This is a genomic window from Microbacterium sp. NPDC006705 (genome assembly GCF_044903545.1).
Classification (GTDB): Bacteria; Actinomycetota; Actinomycetes; order Actinomycetales; family Microbacteriaceae; genus Microbacterium; species Microbacterium plantarum.
The window spans coordinates 41980-62231 of sequence record NZ_JBJDQQ010000003.1 but is presented as its reverse complement, the minus strand read 5'-3'; the positions used below and the strand labels follow the sequence as shown (position 1 = coordinate 62231).

18 protein-coding genes and 1 pseudogene are annotated in these 20252 nt (G+C 70.9%); 10 read left to right on the top strand and 9 right to left on the bottom strand.

The window, feature by feature from the left end:
* Positions 1–17 precede the first annotated feature (17 nt).
* From ACI2K6_RS14185 to ACI2K6_RS14170, 4 genes are all read right to left on the bottom strand, one after another.
* Positions 18–1037, bottom strand: coding sequence for an ABC transporter permease subunit (locus tag ACI2K6_RS14185; RefSeq protein WP_274179375.1), 1020 nt, complete (start codon positions 1035–1037; stop codon positions 18–20).
* Positions 1034–2077 (bottom strand): ABC transporter permease, encoded by a 1044-nt coding sequence (locus tag ACI2K6_RS14180; RefSeq protein WP_112617864.1) that lies wholly within the window; start codon positions 2075–2077, stop codon positions 1034–1036. The genes ACI2K6_RS14185 and ACI2K6_RS14180 overlap by 4 nt, the downstream gene beginning before the upstream one ends.
* Positions 2074–3591, bottom strand: a complete 1518-nt coding sequence (locus ACI2K6_RS14175) for a sugar ABC transporter ATP-binding protein (protein ID WP_240309640.1) — start codon at positions 3589–3591, stop codon at positions 2074–2076. The genes ACI2K6_RS14180 and ACI2K6_RS14175 overlap by 4 nt, the downstream gene beginning before the upstream one ends.
* Before the next feature lie 93 nt (positions 3592–3684).
* A complete protein-coding gene (locus tag ACI2K6_RS14170; protein WP_404568880.1) occupies positions 3685–4665 on the bottom strand; it encodes an ABC transporter substrate-binding protein in 981 nt (326 codons plus the stop codon).
* Between the two features lie 316 nt (positions 4666–4981).
* Between ACI2K6_RS14170 and ACI2K6_RS14165 the strand changes: the two are divergent.
* The 5 genes and pseudogenes from ACI2K6_RS14165 (at position 4982) to ACI2K6_RS14145 (ending at position 9105) form a co-directional block, all read left to right on the top strand.
* A pseudogene (locus ACI2K6_RS14165) lies at positions 4982–5529 on the top strand (linear amide C-N hydrolase).
* Between the two features lie 139 nt (positions 5530–5668).
* Complete coding sequence (locus tag ACI2K6_RS14160; RefSeq protein WP_094260399.1) at positions 5669–5839, top strand: CsbD family protein; 171 nt, start codon at positions 5669–5671, stop codon at positions 5837–5839.
* Positions 5840–5998: 159 nt separating this feature from the next.
* A complete protein-coding gene (locus tag ACI2K6_RS14155; protein WP_282501480.1) occupies positions 5999–6370 on the top strand; it encodes a sigma factor in 372 nt (123 codons plus the stop codon).
* 75 nt (positions 6371–6445) lie between these two features.
* Positions 6446–7456, top strand: a complete 1011-nt coding sequence (locus ACI2K6_RS14150) for an LLM class flavin-dependent oxidoreductase (protein WP_404568879.1) — start codon at positions 6446–6448, stop codon at positions 7454–7456.
* A complete protein-coding gene (locus ACI2K6_RS14145; protein WP_404568878.1) occupies positions 7453–9105 on the top strand; it encodes an alpha-amylase family protein in 1653 nt (550 codons plus the stop codon). The genes ACI2K6_RS14150 and ACI2K6_RS14145 overlap by 4 nt, the downstream gene beginning before the upstream one ends.
* A 154-nt stretch (positions 9106–9259) precedes the next feature.
* Here ACI2K6_RS14145 and ACI2K6_RS14140 read toward each other — a convergent pair whose 3' ends face one another.
* The 3 genes from ACI2K6_RS14140 to ACI2K6_RS14130 form a co-directional block, all read right to left on the bottom strand.
* Entirely contained in the window at positions 9260–10180 is a 921-nt protein-coding gene (locus tag ACI2K6_RS14140) for a hypothetical protein (protein WP_404568877.1), read from the bottom strand.
* 6 nt (positions 10181–10186) lie between these two features.
* Positions 10187–11725 carry a polysaccharide biosynthesis tyrosine autokinase gene (locus ACI2K6_RS14135; protein ID WP_112617871.1) on the bottom strand — a complete coding sequence of 513 codons (1539 nt, stop codon included), beginning with the start codon at positions 11723–11725 and terminating at the stop codon, positions 10187–10189.
* Positions 11726–11821: 96 nt separating this feature from the next.
* Positions 11822–12421 (bottom strand): low molecular weight phosphatase family protein, encoded by a 600-nt coding sequence (locus ACI2K6_RS14130; RefSeq protein ID WP_404568876.1) that lies wholly within the window; start codon positions 12419–12421, stop codon positions 11822–11824.
* 23 nt (positions 12422–12444) lie between these two features.
* Here ACI2K6_RS14130 and ACI2K6_RS14125 point away from each other — a divergent pair, with 23 nt between their 5' ends.
* Together ACI2K6_RS14125 and ACI2K6_RS14120 are read left to right on the top strand one after the other, a co-directional pair.
* Positions 12445–13212, top strand: coding sequence for a CPBP family intramembrane glutamic endopeptidase (locus ACI2K6_RS14125; RefSeq protein WP_323986539.1), 768 nt, complete (start codon positions 12445–12447; stop codon positions 13210–13212).
* A gap of 25 nt (positions 13213–13237) precedes the next feature.
* Positions 13238–14872, top strand: coding sequence for an ATPase (locus tag ACI2K6_RS14120; RefSeq protein ID WP_404568875.1), 1635 nt, complete (start codon positions 13238–13240; stop codon positions 14870–14872).
* Here the strand turns inward: ACI2K6_RS14120 and ACI2K6_RS14115 are convergent.
* Both ACI2K6_RS14115 and ACI2K6_RS14110 read right to left on the bottom strand, forming a co-directional pair.
* Positions 14864–15925, bottom strand: coding sequence for a HAMP domain-containing sensor histidine kinase (locus ACI2K6_RS14115; RefSeq protein WP_112617938.1), 1062 nt, complete (start codon positions 15923–15925; stop codon positions 14864–14866). The two genes, ACI2K6_RS14120 and ACI2K6_RS14115, sit on opposite strands and share 9 nt — an antisense overlap.
* Positions 15926–15976: 51 nt before the next feature.
* Complete coding sequence (locus tag ACI2K6_RS14110) at positions 15977–17674, bottom strand: ATP-binding protein (protein WP_404568874.1); 1698 nt, start codon at positions 17672–17674, stop codon at positions 15977–15979.
* Between the two features lie 228 nt (positions 17675–17902).
* Here ACI2K6_RS14110 and rplM point away from each other — a divergent pair, with 228 nt between their 5' ends.
* The 3 genes from rplM to glmM are packed head-to-tail and all read left to right on the top strand — an operon-like array spanning position 17903 to position 20234.
* The gene (gene rplM / locus ACI2K6_RS14105) at positions 17903–18349 is read left to right on the top strand and encodes a 50S ribosomal protein L13 (RefSeq protein ID WP_112617876.1); all 447 of its coding nucleotides are present in this window, start codon (positions 17903–17905) and stop codon (positions 18347–18349) included.
* Between the two features lie 29 nt (positions 18350–18378).
* Complete coding sequence (rpsI, locus tag ACI2K6_RS14100; protein ID WP_023954328.1) at positions 18379–18870, top strand: 30S ribosomal protein S9; 492 nt, start codon at positions 18379–18381, stop codon at positions 18868–18870.
* Positions 18871–18875: 5 nt separating this feature from the next.
* Complete coding sequence (gene glmM, locus ACI2K6_RS14095) at positions 18876–20234, top strand: phosphoglucosamine mutase (protein WP_274179364.1); 1359 nt, start codon at positions 18876–18878, stop codon at positions 20232–20234.
* Positions 20235–20252: the final 18 nt, after the last annotated feature.

Here is a 20252-nt window from a genome sequence, read left to right as displayed (position 1 = left end):
CGCGGCGCGGCGGGCCGTCACCGCCGCGTCGCGGATCGGCTGACGATCACCCGCTGCACCACGACGAACACGAGCAGCAGCGCGCCCACCGTGATCCGCGTCCACGACTGCTCGGCGCCCAGGAACGAGATGATCGTGCGGATGAGCCCGTAGACGAAGACGCCGATGAGCGACCCGACGACGAACCCGCTGCCTCCCGTGAGGAGGGTGCCGCCGATCACGACCGCGGCGATCGTGTCGAGCTCGGTGCCGACGCCGTTGAGGGGATAGCCCGCGCCCGAGTAGGCCGTGAGCACGATGCCTGCGATCCCCGCGCACACGCCGCTGATGACGTACACCAGCAGGCGGGTGCGCACGACCGGCAGGCCCATGAGGCGCGCCGACTGCTCGCTGCCGCCGATCGCGTACACGGTGCGACCGAAGCGCGTGTAGCGCAGCACGAGCGCGGCCAGCACGACCGTGAGCAGGGCCAGGATGCCGGTGGGGGTGATGTACCAGCCGCCGACCGAGAGGCGGGTCGACTGCAGCCACAGCAGGCCCTCGTCGGCGACCTTGATCGACTCCAGGCTGACCACGAAGGCGAGGCCGCGCGCGAGGAACATCCCGATGAGCGAGGCGATGAAGGGCTGGACGTCGAAGAACTGCACCAGCACGCCGATCAGCAGGCCGATCGCGCCGCCGATCACGATCATCGCCGGCACTGCGACGGCGACGGGCACTCCCTCCGACAGCAGCCTCGCGCACAGGATGCCGGTGAAAGCCATCACGGCGCCGACCGACAGATCGATGCCGCCGGTGAGGATCACGAAGGTCATGCCGACAGCGAGCACCAGGAGGTAGGCGTTGTCGAGCAGGATCGACGACAGGATGCGGGGCAGCTGGAAGTTCGGGAAGTTGATCATGGCGCCCGCGATCATCACGACGAGGATCACGGCGGCGGCGAACACCGGCACGAGGGCGATGTGGCGGCTGAGGAAGCGGCGCCACGGGGTCAGGGCGCGCTCGTGCGCGCGGGGGGCAGCGGTGAGCGATGTCATGACAGCACCTTCGCGTCGGAGCGGGCGGAGACGGCGCGGGCCGCGGGGCGGGCACCGGAGGTGAACCAGCCGCGCACACGGCGCGACTGCAGCAGGACGACCACCAGCACGGCGCCGGCCATGAACACCGGGCTCACGGCGGGCGGGACCCCGAGGAAGGTGATCGTGGTCTTGAGGGTCTGGATCGTGAAGACGCCGATGACGGTTCCGGCGATGCTGAACTTGCCGCCCGCGAGCGACGTGCCGCCGAGCACGACGGCGAGGATCGCGTCGAGCTCGATGTACATCCCCGCCGCGTTCGCATCGGCGGCCATGATGTTCGAGCTGTAGAGAATGCCCGCGATACCCGCGAGGGTGCCGCTGGCGATGTAGGTGCCCCAGATGATCCCGCGCGAGCGGACGCCCGCCAGGCGGCTCGCTTCGGGGTTGATGCCGACGGCCTCGGTCAGCATCCCGAGGGCGGTGCGCCGCTGGACGACGGCGACGACGATGATCGCGGCGACCGAGACGCACAGGGCGAAGGGCAGGCCGAACACGTATCCCTGCGCCATGAACTGGTACGGCTCGCTGTTGATCGTCGTGATGAATCCGCGCGTGATGAGCAGAGCGACACCGCGTCCGGCGAGCATGAGGACGAGCGTGGCGATGATCGGCTGGATGCCGAGCACCGCGACCAGGAAACCGTTCCACGCGCCCAGGACGAGAGAGGTGCCGACACCCGCCGCGATCGCGATCGCGACGACGCCGAGATTCCCGGGCTCGGGCGATGCCTCGATGATCGTGAGGGCGACGGCGCCCGACACGGCCATGATCGCGCCCACGGACAGGTCGATCCCGCGGGTGGCGATCACGAGCGTCATCCCGAGGGCGACGAGCATGAGCGGAGCGCTGTTGCGGAGGATGTCGATGAGCGAGCCGTACAGCTGACCGTTCTGCACCGTCACGCTGAGGAACGAGGGCCGTGACACGGTGTTCACCGCGATCAGGGCCACGAGGGCGAGCGCCGGCCAGACGAGCCGGTGCGTGATGAGCTTCTTCACGCGATCTTCTCCTTATCCGAGGGGTTCTCGGCGTCGCCTTCGGCGATGAAGGCGACCAGTGTGTCGACGTCCACATCCTGGGTCATGAGTTCGCCGATCTTGCGGCGATCGCGCAGAACGGCGACGCGTTGCGCGATGCGCAGCACCTCCTCGAGCTCCGACGAGATGAAGACGACGGCGAGGCCCTGAGCCGCGAGCTCGGCGACCTTGCGCTGGATGTCGGCCTTGGCGCCGACGTCAATTCCGCGGGTGGGCTCGTCGAGGATGAGCAGTTCGGGCGCGGTGGCCAGCCATCGCGCCAGCAGCACCTTCTGCTGGTTGCCTCCCGAGAGGTTGCGCACGAGGGCGTTCGGGTCGGCGGGGCGGACGCCGAGGGCCTCGAGGTACTCGGCCACGAGTGCGTCGCGTTCGCTCTGCGGGACCCGGCGCAGCGCACCGCGTCGCGCCTGCACGCCGAGCACGATGTTCTCGGCGACGGTGAGGTCCGCGATGATGCCCTCGGATCGGCGGTCCTCCGAGGAGAACGCGATGCCGTGATCGAGTGCGTGACGCGGGGTGGTCAGACGGGTAGGGACGCCGTCGACCTCGACGGAGCCGGCATCCGATCGATCTGCGCCGGCGAGCAGGCGCGCCAGTTCGGTGCGGCCCGAGCCGAGCAGGCCCGCGATCCCGACGACCTCTCCGCGGTGCACATCGAGATCGGACGCCTCGATGACGCCGCGGCGTCCGACGCCGCGGGCACGCAGAACCGGGACGGCGTCGCGGTCGATCTCGCGTTCAGCGGTCGACGACAGGGCGTCGAGGGCGCTCAGCTCGCGTCCGATCATGCGCGCCACGAGGGCCTCGCGTCCGAGCTCGGCGATGGGGTACTCCCCGACGAGCCCGCCGTTGCGCAGCACCGTGAGACGGTCGGAGATCTCGTAGATCTGGTCGAGGAAGTGCGAGACGAACAGGATGGCGACGCCGCGGTCGCGGAGGCGCCGCATGACGGCGAAAAGCTGCTCGACCTCGCCGCGGTCGAGGCTCGACGTGGGCTCGTCCAGGATGAGGACCCGCGTGTCGATGACCATCGACCGGCTGATCGCGACGAGCTGCTGCACCGCGATCGAGTGGCTGGCCAGCACGGAGTGTGTGTCGACGTCGAGACCGAGCTCCGCGAGGTGTCCGGCGGCCGCCTCGTGCGTTGCGCGCCAGTCGATGCGTCCGGCGCGGCGCACCTCGTTGCCGAGCATCACGTTCTCGGCGACCGAGAGGTTGGCGCAGAGGTTCACCTCTTGATAGACCGTCGAGATCCCCGCGGCCTGCGCGTCGGCGGTGCTGCGGAACGAGCGCTCGCGTCCGTCGACGACGATGCTGCCGCTGTCGATCGCGTAGACGCCCGTGAGTGCCTTGATGAGCGTGGACTTGCCGGCGCCGTTCTCTCCCATGAGGGAGTGGATCTCGCCGCCGTAGAGCGTGAGATCGACGGCATCGAGTGCCTTCACGCCGGGGAACTGGATGGTGATTCCGCGCATGGCGACTGCGACGGGGCGTTCCGTGGTCATCATCGACCCGCTTTCTGGAAGGGGCGGCGGCCGGCCCCCGCCGGCCGCCACCCGGGTGTCGGATCAGTAGGGGCGGCTGTCCAGGACTTCCTTCGCCTGCTCCTGCGTGAAGCTCTGGTCCTCGACGATGTAGGTCTTGTCGACCGACTCGCCCGCGACGACGGACTTCACGACCTCGGCCGTCTTCTCGCCGAGCAGCGGGTTGCACTCGACGATGAAGTTGAACTCGCCGTTCGCGAGAGCGGTCATGCCGTCCTTGACCGCATCGATCGTCACGATCTGGATGTCGGTGCCCGGCTTCATGCCGGCCGCCTTGATGGCGTCGAGGGCACCGAGACCCATGTCGTCGTTGTGAGCGAAGAGCACGTTGATCTCGGAGCCGAACTTCTGCAGGAAGCCCTCCATCACGGTCTTGCCCTCGGCGCGGGTGAAGTTGCCGGTCTGCGAGTCCAGCACCGTGATGTCGGTGCCGGCCACGGCGGCGTCGAAGCCGGTCTGCCGGTCGGTGGCGGCGGACGATCCGGTCGTCCCCTCGAGGATCACCATGTTGGTCGGCTTCGAGCCGAAGTTCTCGGCGACCCACTCGCCGGCGGTCTTGCCCTCCTGCTCGAAGTCGAGCCCGATCCAGCTGGCGTAGAGGTCCTCGGATGCCGAGACCGTGCGGTCTTCGAGGATGACGGGGATGCCGGCATCCTTCGCCTCCTTCAGCACGTCGTCCCAGCCGTCGCTGACGATGGGGGCCAGGACGATCGCGTCGACGCCCTGGTTGATGAAGCTGCGCACCGCGGCGATCTGCGCTTCGGGCTTGTTGTCGGCGGCGTTGAAGATCAGGTCGAAGCCGTTCTGAGCCGAGAACGCCTCCTTGATCGACTCGGTGTTGGCGCTGCGCCATCCGCTCTCGGAGCCGGTCTGGGCGAACCCGACCGTGATGACGTCGTCGCCGCCGGACGCGCCGGGAGAGCTGGAGCTCGCGCACGCCGTGGCGCTGAGCGCAACGACGCCGAGCATGGCGATCGCGGTGACGACGGACTTCACCTGGGACATCGGAAACCTCCTCGTTTCGTCCGGCGGCGTCGCCGGATCTCTGATGCGTGTCACCTCTCGGGGACGCTCGAATGTTAGCGCTCACAACACGGGTGCTGTCAAGAGCGTCTCGGGTCACGAATGCGCAACGACAGGGGTTGTGTGCCATAGGTCGCCTCGGTGATCCGTTTCATCGAGGTGAGCGCTCACAAGAGCGGTGGGCCATGACTGCACCGAGCGGCGATGCCGGTGTCAAGTGCCCTAGCGAGCGTCGCGCGGATCGGGATAGGGCTGGGCCAGGGCCGAGGGGCGGCCCGTCACGACAGGAGGCGGCACCGTGTGCACAGGAGTCAGTTACACCACCCGCGATCACTACTTCGGCCGGAATCTCGACCTCGAGTTCTCGTATCACGAGGAGGTGGTGGTGACCCCGCGGAACTTCCCGTTCCGGTTCCGCCGGGTCGACCCGCTCGAGACGCACCACGCGATCATCGGCATCGCGACGATCGCGAGTTCATCCCCTGGGTGCTCGGACGATTCGAGACCGTCGACGAGGTCGAGGCCGCCCTGGCTGGCGTCACGATCGTCGACGTCTCGTTCAGCGAGGCCTTCCCCGCGTCGCCGCTGCACTGGATCATCGCCGACCGCTCGCGTTCGATCACGGTCGAGAGCGTTCGGGAGGGTCTGCGCGTCTCGCCGGAGCTGCCGCCGGATCGCTACAGCCGCGGCATGGGGACGATCGGGCTCCCCGGCGATCTCTCGTCGTCCTCGCGGTTCGTCAAGGCCGCCTTCACGCGTGTCGACATGCACCGGGAAGACCTCGACGCCGATGCTCTCGTGCACTACCCGCTGGTGACCGGCCAGCAGATCAACATGCAGAACTGACGGCGTTCATATCGCATTCGCGCCGTGAACGCGAGCGGGTGCGCGGGCGGAACCGGTCGACCTACCGTGTGATGACCGGGATGAACCGTCCCGGCATCCGGGGATCAGACCCGGACGCAGATCGACGGAAGGGGCCGATATGGGACTCGACGACAAGATCAAGAACGCAGCTCAGGACGTCGCCGGCAAGGCCAAGGAGGCCACCGGCAAGGCGACCGACAACGAGCGTCTCGAAGCCGAAGGTCACAAGGACCAGACCGCTGCCAACGTCAAGAAGGCCGGCGAGAACGTCAAGGACGCCTTCAAGTAAGACGCTCCCTCACGCGAGCGCCCCGGGTCCCCGCGACCCGGGGCGCTCTGCTGTGCGTGCGGCGCCGCGGATCCATTCATATGACTGGATCGGCCTACCACGGGCGGCCTCGGGACTCAAGCGCTTCCTGCCCGGTCCGCGGTGTCGGACGATTCCCTCATGACAGACCTGCTCGCGCCGGACACGGCCGCGGACGAGCCCGCGCGTCCTGGCACCGACGCCGAGCTCGGCGCGCTTCTCACCGCCGTCGCCGCCGGCGACCGGGGAGCGCTCGCCGACCTGTACGACGCGACGTCAGCCGCCGCCTTCGGGCTCGCGCTGCGGCTGACCGCGAACCGAGCGGCCGCCGAAGAGGTGGTGCGGGAAGCGTTCCTGAATGTCTGGCGCGACGCCCGCCGCTACGACCCCGGTGCGGCCCCGGTCCGCGCGTGGATCCTCGGGCACCTCCGGCGTTGCGTCCTCGATCGCGGTGGGCTGGCCGGGCTGCGCGAAGCGCTCACACGCGTCCACGAGACGGGCGGGCCCGCCTGAGCGCCGGCCTGTACCGCACCCGGCGGCATCGAGCAACCCGACGTCGTCGGGTGCGCGGGACCGAAAGACTGGGGCATGGCCTTCATCGGATATCACGCTTCGCACGAACAGCTCGCGCCCAGCGCGCTCCTGGAAGCCGTCATCGAAGCCGAACGCGTCGGCTTCGACGGGGCGTTCAGCGCTGACCATCTCGCCCCGTGGACGCCGCGTCAGGGGCATTCCGGGAACACGATCGCTTGGCTGGGCGCAGCGCTCGCGTCGACGCGGTTCCCCATCGGGTCCGTGTCGACTCCCGGGCAGCTGTATCACCCCGTCGTCAGCGCACAGGCGATCGCCACCCTCGCCGAGATGTTCCCCGGCCGGTACTTCGCGGCGCTCGGCAGCGGTGAGCTGCTCAACGAGCACGTCACGGGGGCGCCCTGGCCATCCAAGGACGAGCGCACGGCACGCCTGGGGGAGTGCGTCGACGTCATGCGGGGGCTGCTCGCGGGTGAGAAGGTCGATCACGACGGCCGCGTCCGCGTGCATGAGGCCCGGCTGTGGAGCCTGCCCACCGGACCGGCGACGCTCATGGCCACCGCGGCCTCGCCGGAGACGGCGCGCTGGGCCGCCGGGTGGGCCGATGGGCTCGTCACGGTCGGGACGAGCCGCGAGCAGGGCGCCGAGATCGTCAGCGCCTACCTGGATGCCGGCGGCCTCGGTCCCACGTGCCTGCAGGTCCACATCGCCCTCGCCGAATCGTCGGACGAAGCCGCCGCGCTCGTGCGCGACCAGTGGCTCCACGGCGTCGTGACGCCCCCGGAGGCGTGGGACATCGCTCAGCCTGAGGACTTCGCGGCCCGCGCGGGCGACCCCACAGACGCCGAACTCGCCGAGCACGTCATCATCGGCGTCGACTCGCCGAGCGGCATCGCCGAGCTGGCGGACCGTCTCGCCGGCCTCGTCTCCACCGGTTTCGACCGGCTCTACATCCACGAGATCTCCCAGGACCAACGCGCCTTCCTCGGCGAGCGGGCGGGGGCGCTCCTGAACGCGCTGCGCGAACGGCTCGGCGCGAGAACCGACCTCCCCGGAGGCGCACGATGAGGATCTCCGACACGAGCGACCTCTGGTGGAAGAACGCGGTGCTGTACTGCGTGGACGTCGAGAAGTACCTCGATGACGACGGCGACGGCGACGGCGATCTGCAGGGCCTCGCTCGGCGGCTGCCCTACCTCGCCGACCTCGGTGTCACCTGCCTGTGGCTCATGCCCTTCTACCCGACGCCCGGACGCGACAACGGCTACGACGTGTCGGACTACTACGGGGTCGATCCTCGGGTGGGGTCCCACGGCGACTTCGTCGAGCTCATCCGTACCGCTGAGGACCGCGGTATCCGGGTCATCGTCGATCTCGTCATGAACCACACCTCCGACCGGCATCCCTGGTTCCTCTCGGCGCGCGAGAGCCGCGACTCGCCCTACCGCGACTTCTACGTGTGGCGGGACGAGATCCCCGACGACCCCCGTGAGACGCAGTTCCCCGGCGAGGAGGACGGCGTCTGGGAGTGGGACGAGAAGACCGGGCAGTACTACCTCCACAGCTTCTACGCCCACCAGCCCGATCTGAACGCCGAGAACCCGGCCGTCCAGCGCGAACTCGCGAAGGTCATGGGCTTCTGGCTGCAGCTGGGAGTCTCCGGCTTCCGGGTGGACGCGGTGCCCTCGTTCGTCTCCGCGCCCGAGCGCCGCGAGCCGCAGCGCGATCACGATGTCCTGCGCGCGCTGCGGCGCTTCGCCCAGCGGCGCTCGAGCGCGGCGATGCTCGTGGGCGAGGTCAACGTCCCGCACGATGAGCAGGCGGCGTACTTCGGGGCCGACGGTGACGGCGAGCTGCACATGCAGTTCGACTTCGCCAGCAACCAGGCGCTGTATCTCTCGCTCGCGCGAGAAGACCCGCAGCCGATGCGCTCCGCGCTCGAGAGCCGGCCCGACATCTCGACGATCTCGCAGTGGGCGAACTTCGTCCGCAACCACGATGAGCTCACCCTCGATCAGCTGTCGGACGCCGAGCGCGAAGAGGTCTTCGCCGCCTTCGCCCCCGAGGAGTCGATGCAGGTCTTCGGGCGCGGCATTCGGCGACGCCTTCCTCCGATGCTGGGCGGCGATCCGCGCCGCATCCGACTCGTCTACAGCCTGCTCTTCTCGCTCCCCGGAACACCGGTGCTGCTGTACGGCGAGGAGATCGGGATGGGTGAGAACCTCGACATCGACGAGCGAGACGCCGTCCGCGTGCCGATGCAGTGGCGTCCCGACGGCGGATTCTCCACCGCCGCCGCGAGCGCGCATCCGCTGCCGTCGCCCGAGGGGCCGTATGGGCCCCAGCACGTGAACGTCGAGGCGCAGCTCATGGCCCCCGACTCGCTGTTCGCGTTCGTCCGCGGGCTCGCGCGGAGCTACCGGCAGTCTCCGGAGATCGGCTGGGGCGACCTCGAGCTCGTGCCCGCCACCGCGCGGTCCGTTCTCGCGCACGGCGCCCGCACGAGCGAGAGCCGATTCGTCGCCGTGCACAACTTCGCGGGGGAGCCGGTCGCCTTCGAGATCGACCTCGGCGAGGAGCCCGACGGCACCGAGCTCGTCTGCCTCGCCTCGGGTGAGAGCTGGGCGCTCGAGGGGGCCACGGTCTCGATGGAGCTCGACGGCTACGGTGCGCGCCGCCTGCGCGTCACGCGCCCGGGTGACGGGCGCCTGCGCTGAGGGGGTTAATCCGCGGGTGAAGCCTCGGGTGAAATCCTCCCCGGGGGCGGTGTGCGCGTCCGGTTCGTGAGCAGGATGGGGACGGGAGCCCGGGAGGCGGGGAACGGAAGGCCGGGGGGATCGTCCGTTCCCCGCCTCTCGGGCCCGGTCTGCGCTAGCGGGCGATGGTCGTCACGGCGTCGCCCGACCACACGATGACCTCGTCGTCGAACGCGGCGATCGCCGCCGGCGCGGCCGGATCGCTGTCGGGGATGCACTCGGGGGCCGAGGCTGTTCCCGCCGCGTCGACCCACGTCAGGGCCAAGGTTCCCGCGCAGGCATCCGCCCCGGCGCTCACGAGCGCGGTCGCGCGGCCCAGGACATCGAGAGCGACGACATCCGCGAGCGGCAGAGGAGCGAACGCACCGCTGCCGACGCGGGTGTGGGCGACCCCGTCGCACACCAGAGCGGTCTGCTGCGCCCCCACTCGCACGCTGGCGGGGGCGGCGCAGGGGAGCGCGACCTCGCCCGAGGGCGACGCCAGCACCGTGGGTGCGGAGCCCGAGGGATAGGTCGCTCGCGCCAGGAGATCGGGGTACGGGTCCCAGAACCGGCCCTGCGTGTACGTCCGCAGCAGCTGGGGAGAGCAGTCCGCCGCATCGGCGATCAGCTCGGCCTCGGTGCCGGACAGACCCGACAGCGCGCGGACCTGAGCGATGCCGCGGGAACGCGGGGTGACGTCGACCCAGGTGGTGCCGCCGTCGTCTGATCGCTCGACGACCGGTTCGCCGGCGCCGCAGGCTCCCGCCGTCGCGCGCCACAGCATGCCCTCGGCTGAGCGAGCGAGGAAGCGCTCCTCGGCACCGCCCGTGGCGGGGGTCGCGCTCGACGACGGTGAAGCGCTCGCGTCCGGCCCCGGCCCCCGGAACGAGAAGGTCGGCACGGGGCCCGCGGTCGGCGCGCCCGACGGCTGCGGACTGCGGTCGTGCTGCAGCGCCAGCGCCGTGAGCGCGACCACGACGAGCGCGAGCGCGCCGACGCCGGCCACCGACAACGCGCGGGCGATGGGCGGTGCGGTCAGGTCACGTCGCGCCATGCGCCATCAGCTCGCAGAAGGACCGGAGCGGCGGGACTCGTCGGAGGAGCGAGCGCGGAAGCCGAGGTCATCGAGCGTCGGAGCCGGACCGGTCTCGACCGGCTCGGCGCGGCGTCCCCGACGACCACGCGGCTGCTTCGCCGGGGCGGCGGGCTTGCCGCGGCGAGCCTCGCGGGCCGCGTTCTCCTCCTGCGTGTAGCCGTAGCCGTAGCCGTAACCGCCGTAGTACGCGTCGGGCCCGCGGGTGGGCACCATCGTCAGCACCACGCCGGCGACCTTGGCGTCGACGGTCTGAAGAGCGTCGATGGCGCCGGTGAGCTGGTGGCGGGTCGTCCGGCCCGCTGCGACGCCGACGATCGCTCCGCTGGTCGCACGGGCGAGGATGGCCGCGTCCGTCACGGGCAGGAGCGGCGGGGCGTCGCACAGCACCACGTCGAAGTCGCGCTCCAGGACCTCGAGCAGCTGACGCATCTGGGGCGATGCGAGCAGCTCGCTCGGGTTCGGCGGGATCTTGCCCGACGGCAGCACATACAGGCTGCGACCGCCCCAGGGCAGCATGACGTCGCCCAGGCGTGCTCGGCCGATCAGCACATCGGTGAGGCCCGCTCCGCCCTCGAGGCCGAGATACTCGTCGACCTTCGGCTTGCGCAGGTCGGTGTCGAGCAGGGCGACCTTCTTGCCGGCGTCGGCGAGGGCGATCGCGAGGTTGATGGTCGTGGTCGACTTGCCTTCGCTCGGCACCGAGCTCGTGACGACGAAGCTGGAGCGGCCGCCCATGTCGAGGAACTGCAGGTTGGTGCGCAGCGCCCGGAACGATTCCGCGCGGGGGCTCAACGGATCGGCGTGCACGATGAGCGGCCGGTCCTTCGCCTTCGGGTCGAAGGCGATGGCGCCGATGAGGGGCGACTCGGTGACCTGCTCCACATCGCGCGAGCTGCGGATGCGGGTGTCGAGCACGGTGCGCAGGACCGCGATCCCGATGCCGAGCGCCAGGCCGACGAGGAGGCCGAGCGCGAGGTTGAGGGGAACGTTCGGGCTCGACGGGCTGAGGGCAGGCTGGGCGTCGCGGACGCGCGACAGCTGAATGGGGCTCGCCCCCGACTCGCTCGCGGGCTCGATCGCGGGGACCGCCGCCGACAAGCTCGCAGCCAGGGCGTTGGCGATGTCCGCCGCCGCGACCGGATCGGTGTCGACCACGGTGATCGTGATGAGCGTCGTGTTCAGGGCAGCGCTCGCGTTCACCTTCTCGGCGAGCTGGCCCGCCGTCGTCCCGAGGCCGAGCTCGGCGATCACCGGGTTCATCACGATCGGCGTCGAGACGAGGCCGACGTACGTGTTGATCCGCGCCTGCGCGAACGTCGACCCCTGCTGCAGCTCGGCGACGCTGCCGGAGGTCTGCGTCGAGACGAAGACCGTGCTGGACGATTCGTAGGTGGGCGTGCGCGTCAGCGAGTACGCGGCCGCGGCGCCCACACCGACGAGGGTGACCACGAGGATCACGATCCAGTTCTTGCGGAGGATGCGAATGTAGTCGGAGAGCTCCATGCTGCCCTTCGGTGCGCGCCACGAGGGCATCGGCGGAAACTCGGATCAGTCTGCCACAGCCATGTTTCCGGCCGGGGTCGGATCGCGCACCTCGGATCAGGAGGTCGTCGCGACCGCCACGACGCGCACCACCTGGTCGATCGCGGGATCGAGCTGCGCCGCCGACGTCTCATATGTCGACCACGACCGGCGGTAGGGGTCGACGACGTCATCGTCCGTCGGATCGGCGGGCGGGAGGACGAGGCCGCGCTGGCCCGCGACCGCTGCGACCGCCGCCCGCAGTCGGCCCGCGGCATCCTGGTCGGCCGCCGTCGCGACGGCCCCCTGCAGCGCGGCGTCCGACAGCGACGAGGCCAGGCGCGCGAACTCGCGCACGGTGAACGCCACGCGTGTCCGCGCGGGGACGAGCTCCGCCACGGCGCGCCGGTGCTCGCGGGCCATCGCCAGGACGAGGTCGGCCGAGACGAGGTGCTGCTCGGTCAGGAAACGAGCCCGGTGCGCCTCGGCATCCGGGGCCGAGATTCCGCGCGCCAGCGCCAGGCGCTGCGCCTCGGGCGTCATCCCGTGATCGGCCAGGCCTCGCGTCCCGGCGCTCGTGACGCGCACGCCCCGGCCGGCCAGACGGGTCTGGAGCATCAGAGCCGCCAGGGGTGAACGGCAGATGTTCCCCGTGCAGATGGTCGCGATCTCGATCATGGGACCTCCGCTAACGTGGGCGCGTGCACACCCACCCTAGCGAGCCGGTCGCGACGACGTCGCGGCGCCCACGTCACCGTCGCGTCGACTGGCGCCAGGGCGGATCGAGCGTGCGCCGGTGGCGCGAGATGATGCTCGCCTGGGCGCTCGTGAGCCTGGGCGCGGGAATCCTGCTGGGGTATCTCGTGCTGTGGCTCCAGCCCGCGGCGTCGTGGTCGGGCGTCGCCGCGACGGCGGCGCTCTGGCTCGGGATGCTGATCCCCGTCGTCCTCGCGCTTCGCGTCTCGCGACCCGCGGGTCTCCTCCGGTTCCGAGCCGCCGACCTCCTCATCGGGCTCGGCTTCGGCATCGTGCTCCGTCTGGTGCAGGGGCTCATCCAGCAGGGGGTCGAGGGGCAGGCCCGCTTCCCCGGGCTCCTGCTCGTCGACGGGCGGCTTCCCGCGAGCTGGTGGCTGACGGATGCCGCCGCCGCGGGGCTGGTCGCCCCGGTCCTCGAGGAGTTCTTCTTCCGCGGGGTCGTGCTCGTCGCGGTCTACACGCTGCTGCGCCGGGCCGCGGGGCCGGCCACGGCCGGCGTGGCGGCACTGCTGGTGTCGACGGCCGTCTTCCTCGTGAGTCATCTCGTCGGCGGGGCCCTCGGTGTCGACGGCGTCCTCTCGATCGCGCTGGTCGGGGTCGTGTGCGCCGGCCTCGTCCTCCTGACCGGGCGCATCTGGACCGGCGTCGTCGCACACGTCGTGTTCAACCTCTCGGGCGTGGGCCTCGCCCTCGTCGGGGCGTTCGCGGGCTGAGAACGCCGGAGAGCGCGGAGCCGGCATGACGACCTGGTGGAACGCAGTCTCCGGAGGCGCCTTCTACACGCGGTGGAGCGCGGCGGTGTCGCTGCTGGTGGCCGGCGTGTTCTCGGTGCCGTCCGTCGGCGGCGCCGGAATCGAGGCGTATCTGCGCGGTGCCACGGTGGCCGTCCTGGGCTGGTCGGTGCTCGCGGCGATGGTCGTCCCGGTCGCCGCGGCCGAACGGCGGCTCGCGTCGCGTCCCGCGCGCGGTGTCGTCGTGCTCGCGTCGCTCGTCGTCGTCGCGACGATCCGTCCCGCCGTCAACGACGCCATCAGCTCCGCCCTGTTCGGCATCGTCCCGAGCGGGCCGGCGTCGTCGCGGATCGCGACCAACCTCGTCACCGCGCTCGCGCTGCTGTCCATCGTCGCCGTCATCACGTCGCGTCACGCCGCCGCACGGGCAGCCGCCGAGCGGTTGCGCGCGGCGCTCGTGCGGGTCGAGCGCGCGGAGGCGCACCGGCAGCATGTCGCGGCCGAGGCCCGCACCGCGCTCGTGGCGGGCATCGCGGCCCTGCGCCGCTCACGCGAGCGCATGCTCGCCGGACCGATCGATTTCGACGTCGTCCGCACCTTCTCGGAGGATGTCCGCGGGCTCAGCCACCGCATCGACCGCCTGTTGCGCGAGCGCGACGACGAGATGAGCGAGGCCGGCCCCGCGTCGCACGGGAGAGGCCCGGGCCTGTCGATGCGGCTGGTCGCGCCGCCGTGGTTCAGCGTCGCGCCGCTCTACGCGCTGGCGTGCTTCCCCTACGCCGTCGCCGCCGGCGGCGTCGGAGTGGGCCTCGCCGGCATCGCGGGGGGAGTCGTCGTCGATGTCATCGCCGGCGGTGCGGTGCGTCGGTGGGCCCGGCCGCCGCGTCCGGTCGTCTTCCTGCTGGTGTGGATCGCCGCCGGGTGCGCGATGAGCGTCGTCACCTACCTCTTCCTCCCGCGCATCGGTGTGCTCGGCCTCGTCCCCGTGCTCGCCGTCCCGGTCGTCGCGGTGCTGGTCGGCCTCTGCCGCGACGCGCTGTCGCGCGCCCGTACCGATGAGCGCCGGGCGGCGGCCGGGCTCGCCGAGGTCGCACGCGAGGCCGCCGAGATCGATGAGAGCGCGGGCCCGCGGCGCGCCATCGACGTGCTGCACGGGCGCGCGCAGGGCGCCTGCGTCGTCTTCGCGGCCCGCGTCGACGAGCGCGCCCCGACCCCCGACGAGGTGGACGACTTCCGGTGCCGTACCGAGGCCGCGTTCGAGGAGATCCTCGAGTCCGGTGACCCCGAGCGGATGCCGGCGAGCGAGTCGCTGGATCGCCTGATCGAGGCGTGGGCGCCCGCCGTCGCGGTCACGCAGCGCATCGACGACGCGGTCCGGCTGCGGTTGAGCGACCCCGACGCGGCCGAGCGCGTCGTCTCCGTCGTCACCGAGGCGCTCGTCAACGCCGTCAAGCACTCCGGGGCGCGGCGTGCCCGGGTCGTGGCGCGGGTCACCGGATCGGGTTCGCTGCTGCTGCGGGTGTCGTCGCCCGGGCGGCTCGGGCCCGTTTCCGGACGCGGTCTCGGGACCGTCGGGCGACGCGTGTACCAGGACGGCGACGACGTCGTCCTGGAGACGGTCATCACGCTGCCGTCACTGTGAGGGCGGCAGGCGCAGGGTGACGGTCGTCCCGGTTCCCCTGATGCTCTCGATGGATGCCTCTCCGCCGAGTCGTCGCGCGATGTCGCGGACGCTCGCGAGGCCGACGCCCGTGCCGCCGTCGCCCGGATCGGAGAGGCGGCCGCGGTGATAGGGCTCGAAGATCGAGGCGAGGTCGTCGGAGTCGATGCCCCGGCCGCTGTCGGCGACCGTCACCACGGCGGCATCCGGCTCCTCCGACACCGACACGACGATGGTGTCCTCGCTGTACTTGGCAGCGTTGTCGATGACGTTCGCGAGAGCGCGTCGCAAGAGCGCGCGATCGGTCGAGACGTGGGCGCGGCCGGCGCCGCGGACATCCACGCGCTCGTTGACGTCGCCCGGCAGCACGAGTTCCGCCGCCTCACGGGCGAGAGTCAGCAGGTCGGTCTCCTCGCTCTCATCGCCGTCGGTTCCCCGCACATGCGCCGAGAGCTCTGCGGCCATGGCGATGATGTGGTCGGTCACGCGTGAGACGTGCTGCAGCAGACCCGACTGCGCCTCCGGGATCTCGTCCTCGAGCAGGTCGACGTAGCCGCGCAGAGCGGTGATCGGCGAGAGGAGGTCGTGGGCGAAGGCCCGCAGGAAGCCGTCCTTCTCGTCGTCAAGGCGCTTGGCCTCGCTCAGGTCGCGCACGATCTTGACGAAGCCCGCGGGTTCGCCGTCGTCGTCGCGGACCGCGGTGATCAGCACGTGCGCCCAGAACAGCGTGCCGTCGCCGCGCACCCGCCAGCCGGTGTCCTCGACCGACCCGTCGGTGCGTGCGGCGGCGAGCAGTCGCGCCGGCCGACCGCGCTCGCGGTCCTCGCGGCGGTAGAAGCGCGAGAACGACGTGCCGATGACCTCATCCGCGGGGTAGCGCTTCAGACGCTCGGCCCCGGGGTTCCATGACCGCACCACGCCGGCGTCGTCGAGCTCGACGATCGCGACCGACGTCACCTGCGCGGCCCAGTCGGTGGCCGTGCCCGCGAGGACGGCACCCGTCGCGCGGGCGTGGTCATAGGGGGAAGCGCTCATCGTCGTCGTCACCTCGAACGGGCCGAGTTGTCGAGAATCTCAGCGTCGAGGTCATTCTTCCGTCGTGACGAATGTGCCGCCCGCGCTTGACACGGGGTGGTCGAGTGCACGATCGTCGTGCGCCGCACCGGGCAGCACGATCGCCATCGCCGTGCCGCCCGATGCCGAAGCGCCCACGCGAACACGGCCGCCGTGCGCGACGACGGCGTTGCGGACGACCGAGAGGCCGATGCCGAAGCCCTGGATCGCGTTCTCCCGGGCATAGGGGGTCCGGTAGAACGGATCGAACACGCGCGTCCGCTCGATCGAGGTGAGCCCGGGGCCGTTGTCGCTGACGACGATGTGCACACCCGACTCGTCGACGCGCTGGCCGATGACGACCGCGGACGAGGGCGGGCTGAACTTCACGGCGTTGATCAGCAGCTCCTCGAGCGACTGGCGGATGCGCACCGGGTCGAGCACGACCCGGTCGTGCGTCGCACCGATCTGCTGGATCGAGCTGCCGCGACGCTCGGCGCGCGGCGAGACGGCGCGCACGGCCGAGGCGATCAGGTCGCTGAGTGTCACCGGACGCGGCGAGACCTCGGTGTCGGTCGACGCGGCGGCGAGCAGTTCGTTGATGCGGTCGGTGAGCACCAGCACGTTGCGCTCGACCAGCGAGAGGTAGCGCGTCGCTGCGGGGTCGTCGGGCCGGACGTGGTCGGTCAGAAGATCGAGGTAGCCGGTCACGCTCGTCAGCGGCGTCCGCAGCTCGTGCGACACCGTGCGGAGGAAGTCGTGCCGCAGCTGCGCGGCATCGGCCATCTCGGTCACGTCGTGCGCGACCACCAACGTGCCCAGGAGAGTCCCGTCGGCGCGGCGCACGCGGTCGGCGTCGGCGAGGATGGCCCGCTGCGCCGCCGGCGGACCGACCCACTCGACGGCGTCGCTGACCTTGTCGCCGCGCAGGGCGCGGGGGATGAGCTGCTGGTGATGGGGTACCGGCGTCGTGCGGTCCGCCGCCAGCACGGCGTCACCCGCGTAGGGAGCCTCGCTCAGCGAGAACCCCATCGCTCGGGAGAGGTCCTCGGCGGTGCGGTTCGCGAGCATGAGCCGCCCCGCGTCGTCGTAGAGGGCGACACCGCTGCGGACGGTGTCGAGCACCGTGCGCAGGACGAGTTCGTTGTCGCGGGCCCGGGCGAGCGCGCGCTCCCGTTCCTCGTGGGATGCGCGCAGGCGGCGGCCGCTGCGCCGCAGATGCTGGGCGGCGATGTTGACGACGACGGCGACGGCGAGGATGAGGCCCGGGAGGGTGAAGACGTTCGCCCACTCGAGCGGCGTGACCGGCCAGCTGCCGCGGACGAAGAAGGGGAGCGAGGTCATGAGCGCCGCCCCGCCCACGGCGGCGGTGAAGGCGATGGGCGGGAAGCCGTAGGCGATCCAGAGGATGGGGAAGATCGCCAGCATGCTGACACCGGGCAGGAGCCACACCACCTCGGTGCGCACGAGCGCGACGGCGACGATGTCCGTCACGGCGAGGGTGACCAGCCAGGAGGGCGAGAACCGCTCCCACGGGAGGAGGGCGCCGGCCATCGACGCGAGGATGACGATCACGACCGCGGCGCACATGAACGGCGACGAGAGTGACTCTGGTGCTCCGAAGGCGAGCGCGACGATCACGACGAACGTGCCGACCACGAACGGCAGCTGCGCCCGGGTGAAGACGCGGATGCGACCGAGGCGAGAGCGCCGCAGTTCGAACAGGGGCATCCGGGGTCTCCGATCGGGGTGCATGAGAGATCGAGGACGGCCCGGGGGGACAGGCGCGGCTTTGATAACGTCGACAGATAGCGTACGCTGTCTCTTTGGTGCGCGTGCCACGCAGGCGTGCCGCTACGAACGTGAGCCCTCCACTGGCGTGTTCGTCCGATTTCGGACCAACCACCCCGGAGCGGGATTCACGAACTCCTCCGTTCGATTCAAGAAAGCAGCACTACTGTGACGCGCACTTTCACCCCCAAGGCTGGCGAGATCCAGCGCGAGTGGCTGGTCATCGACGCAACCGACGTCGTCCTCGGCCGCCTCGCCTCGCACGCCGCCGTCCTCCTCCGCGGCAAGCACAAGGCTTCGTTCGCTCCTCACGTCGACACCGGTGACTTCGTCATCGTCGTCAACGCCGACAAGGTGGCCCTGACGGGTCAGAAGCTCCAGAAGAAGATGGCCTACCGCCACTCGGGCTACCCGGGCGGCCTCAAGTCGGTCTCCTACGAGGAGCTCCTCGAGAAGAACCCCGTCCGCGCGGTCGAGAAGGCCATCCGCGGCATGCTCCCGAAGAACAGCCTGGGCCGCCAGCAGCTCTCGAAGCTCAAGGTCTACGCCGGTGCCGAGCACCCGCACGCTGCGCAGCAGCCCACCACCTACACCTTCGACCAGGTCGCCCAGTAAGCGCCGCGAAAACACTCAAGGAAACACTGATGGCGAAGATCGCTGACTCCCTCGAGGAGACCCCCCAGAACTACTCGACCGAGACGCCCGCCTCGGAGGCTGCTGCAGCCGCCGCGCCCCGTCCGGTCCTCTCGGTTCCCGGTGCCGCCGTGGGCCGCCGCAAGCAGGCCATCGCCCGCGTGCGCCTCATCCCCGGTTCGGGCACCATCACGGTCAACGGGCGCACCCTCGAGGACTACTTCCCGAACAAGCTGCACCAGCAGCTCATCAACGACCCGTTCACGGTGCTCGAGCTCGCCGGCTCGTATGACGTCATCGCGCGCATCTCCGGCGGCGGCCCCTCGGGTCAGGCCGGTGCGCTGCGCCTGGGCATCGCCCGTGCGCTGAACGAGATCGACGCCGAGAACAACCGCCCGACCCTGAAGAAGGCCGGCTTCCTCTCGCGCGACGCGCGCGTCAAGGAGCGCAAGAAGGCCGGTCTCAAGAAGGCGCGCAAGGCTCCTCAGTACTCGAAGCGTTAAGCTCCGTGGCGCTGTTCGGTACGGACGGTGTTCGGGGGCTGGCCAACGGCCCCCTCACCGCCGAACTCGCACTCACCCTGGCCCAGGCGACTGCCGTCGTCCTGGGCCAGGGCCGTATCGCGGAGGCGCGCAAGGCCGCCGGAAAGCGGCTGACCGCGGTCGTGGCGCGCGACCCCCGCGTCTCGGGAGAGTTCCTGTCGGCCGCTGTCGCGGCCGGCCTCGCCTCGTCGGGCGTCGACGTGCTCGACGCGGGCGTCCTGCCCACTCCGGCCGCGGCGTTCCTCGTCGGTGACATCGACGCGGACTTCGGGGTCATGGTGTCGGCATCCCACAACCCCGCTCCCGACAACGGCATCAAGATCTTCGCGCGCGGCGGCGTCAAGCTTCCCGACGAGGTCGAACGCCGAATCGAAGAGGCCCTCACGGGCCCCAAGCTCCAGCCCACGGGCGCCGACGTCGGCCGCATCCGGGTGTTCGCCGACGCCGAGGACCGCTACGTCGTCCACCTGCTCGGCTCGCTGCCGCACACGCTCGACGGCATCCACGTCGTCATCGACTGCGCGCACGGCGCGGCGTCCGGGGTGTCCCCGCAGACGTTCCGCGACGCCGGCGCGAAGGTCACCGTCATCGGTGCCGACCCCGACGGCCTCAACATCAACGACGGCGTCGGGTCGACCCATCTCGACCGGGTGGCCGCCGAGGTCATCCGCACGGGGGCCGACATCGGCATCGCGCACGACGGCGACGCCGATCGCTGCCTCGCCGTCGACGCTGAGGGTCGCGTCATCGACGGCGACCAGATCATGGCCATCCTCGCGGTGGCGATGAAGCAGCGCGGACGCCTGCCCTTCAGCACTCTCGTCGCGACGGTCATGAGCAACCTCGGGCTGCACCGCGCGATGGCCGAGCACGGCATCACCGTCGAGCAGACCGCGGTCGGCGATCGCTACGTGCTCGAGCGCATGACCCAGGGCCGTTTCGGTCTGGGCGGTGAGCAGAGCGGGCACGTCATCATGAGCCGCTATGCGACGACCGGCGACGGTCTGCTGACCGGGCTCCACCTCGCTGCCGAGATGGCACGCCAGGGCAAGACCGCGGCCGAGCTCGCGTCTGTCATGACGGTGTATCCGCAGGTGCTCGTCAACGTCCGCGGCGTCGATCGCGACCGGGTCGAGAGCGACGCCGGCGTGCAGGATGCCGTCGCCTCGGCGTCCGCGCGCCTCGGCGACTCCGGCCGCGTGCTGCTGCGCGCCTCGGGTACCGAGCCGCTCGTGCGGGTGATGGTCGAGGCGACCACCGAGGCCGAGGCCCAGGCGATCGCCGACGAGCTCGCGGCCGTCGTGGCCGACCGCCTCGCGCTCTGAGTCGCCCTGACAGCCGAG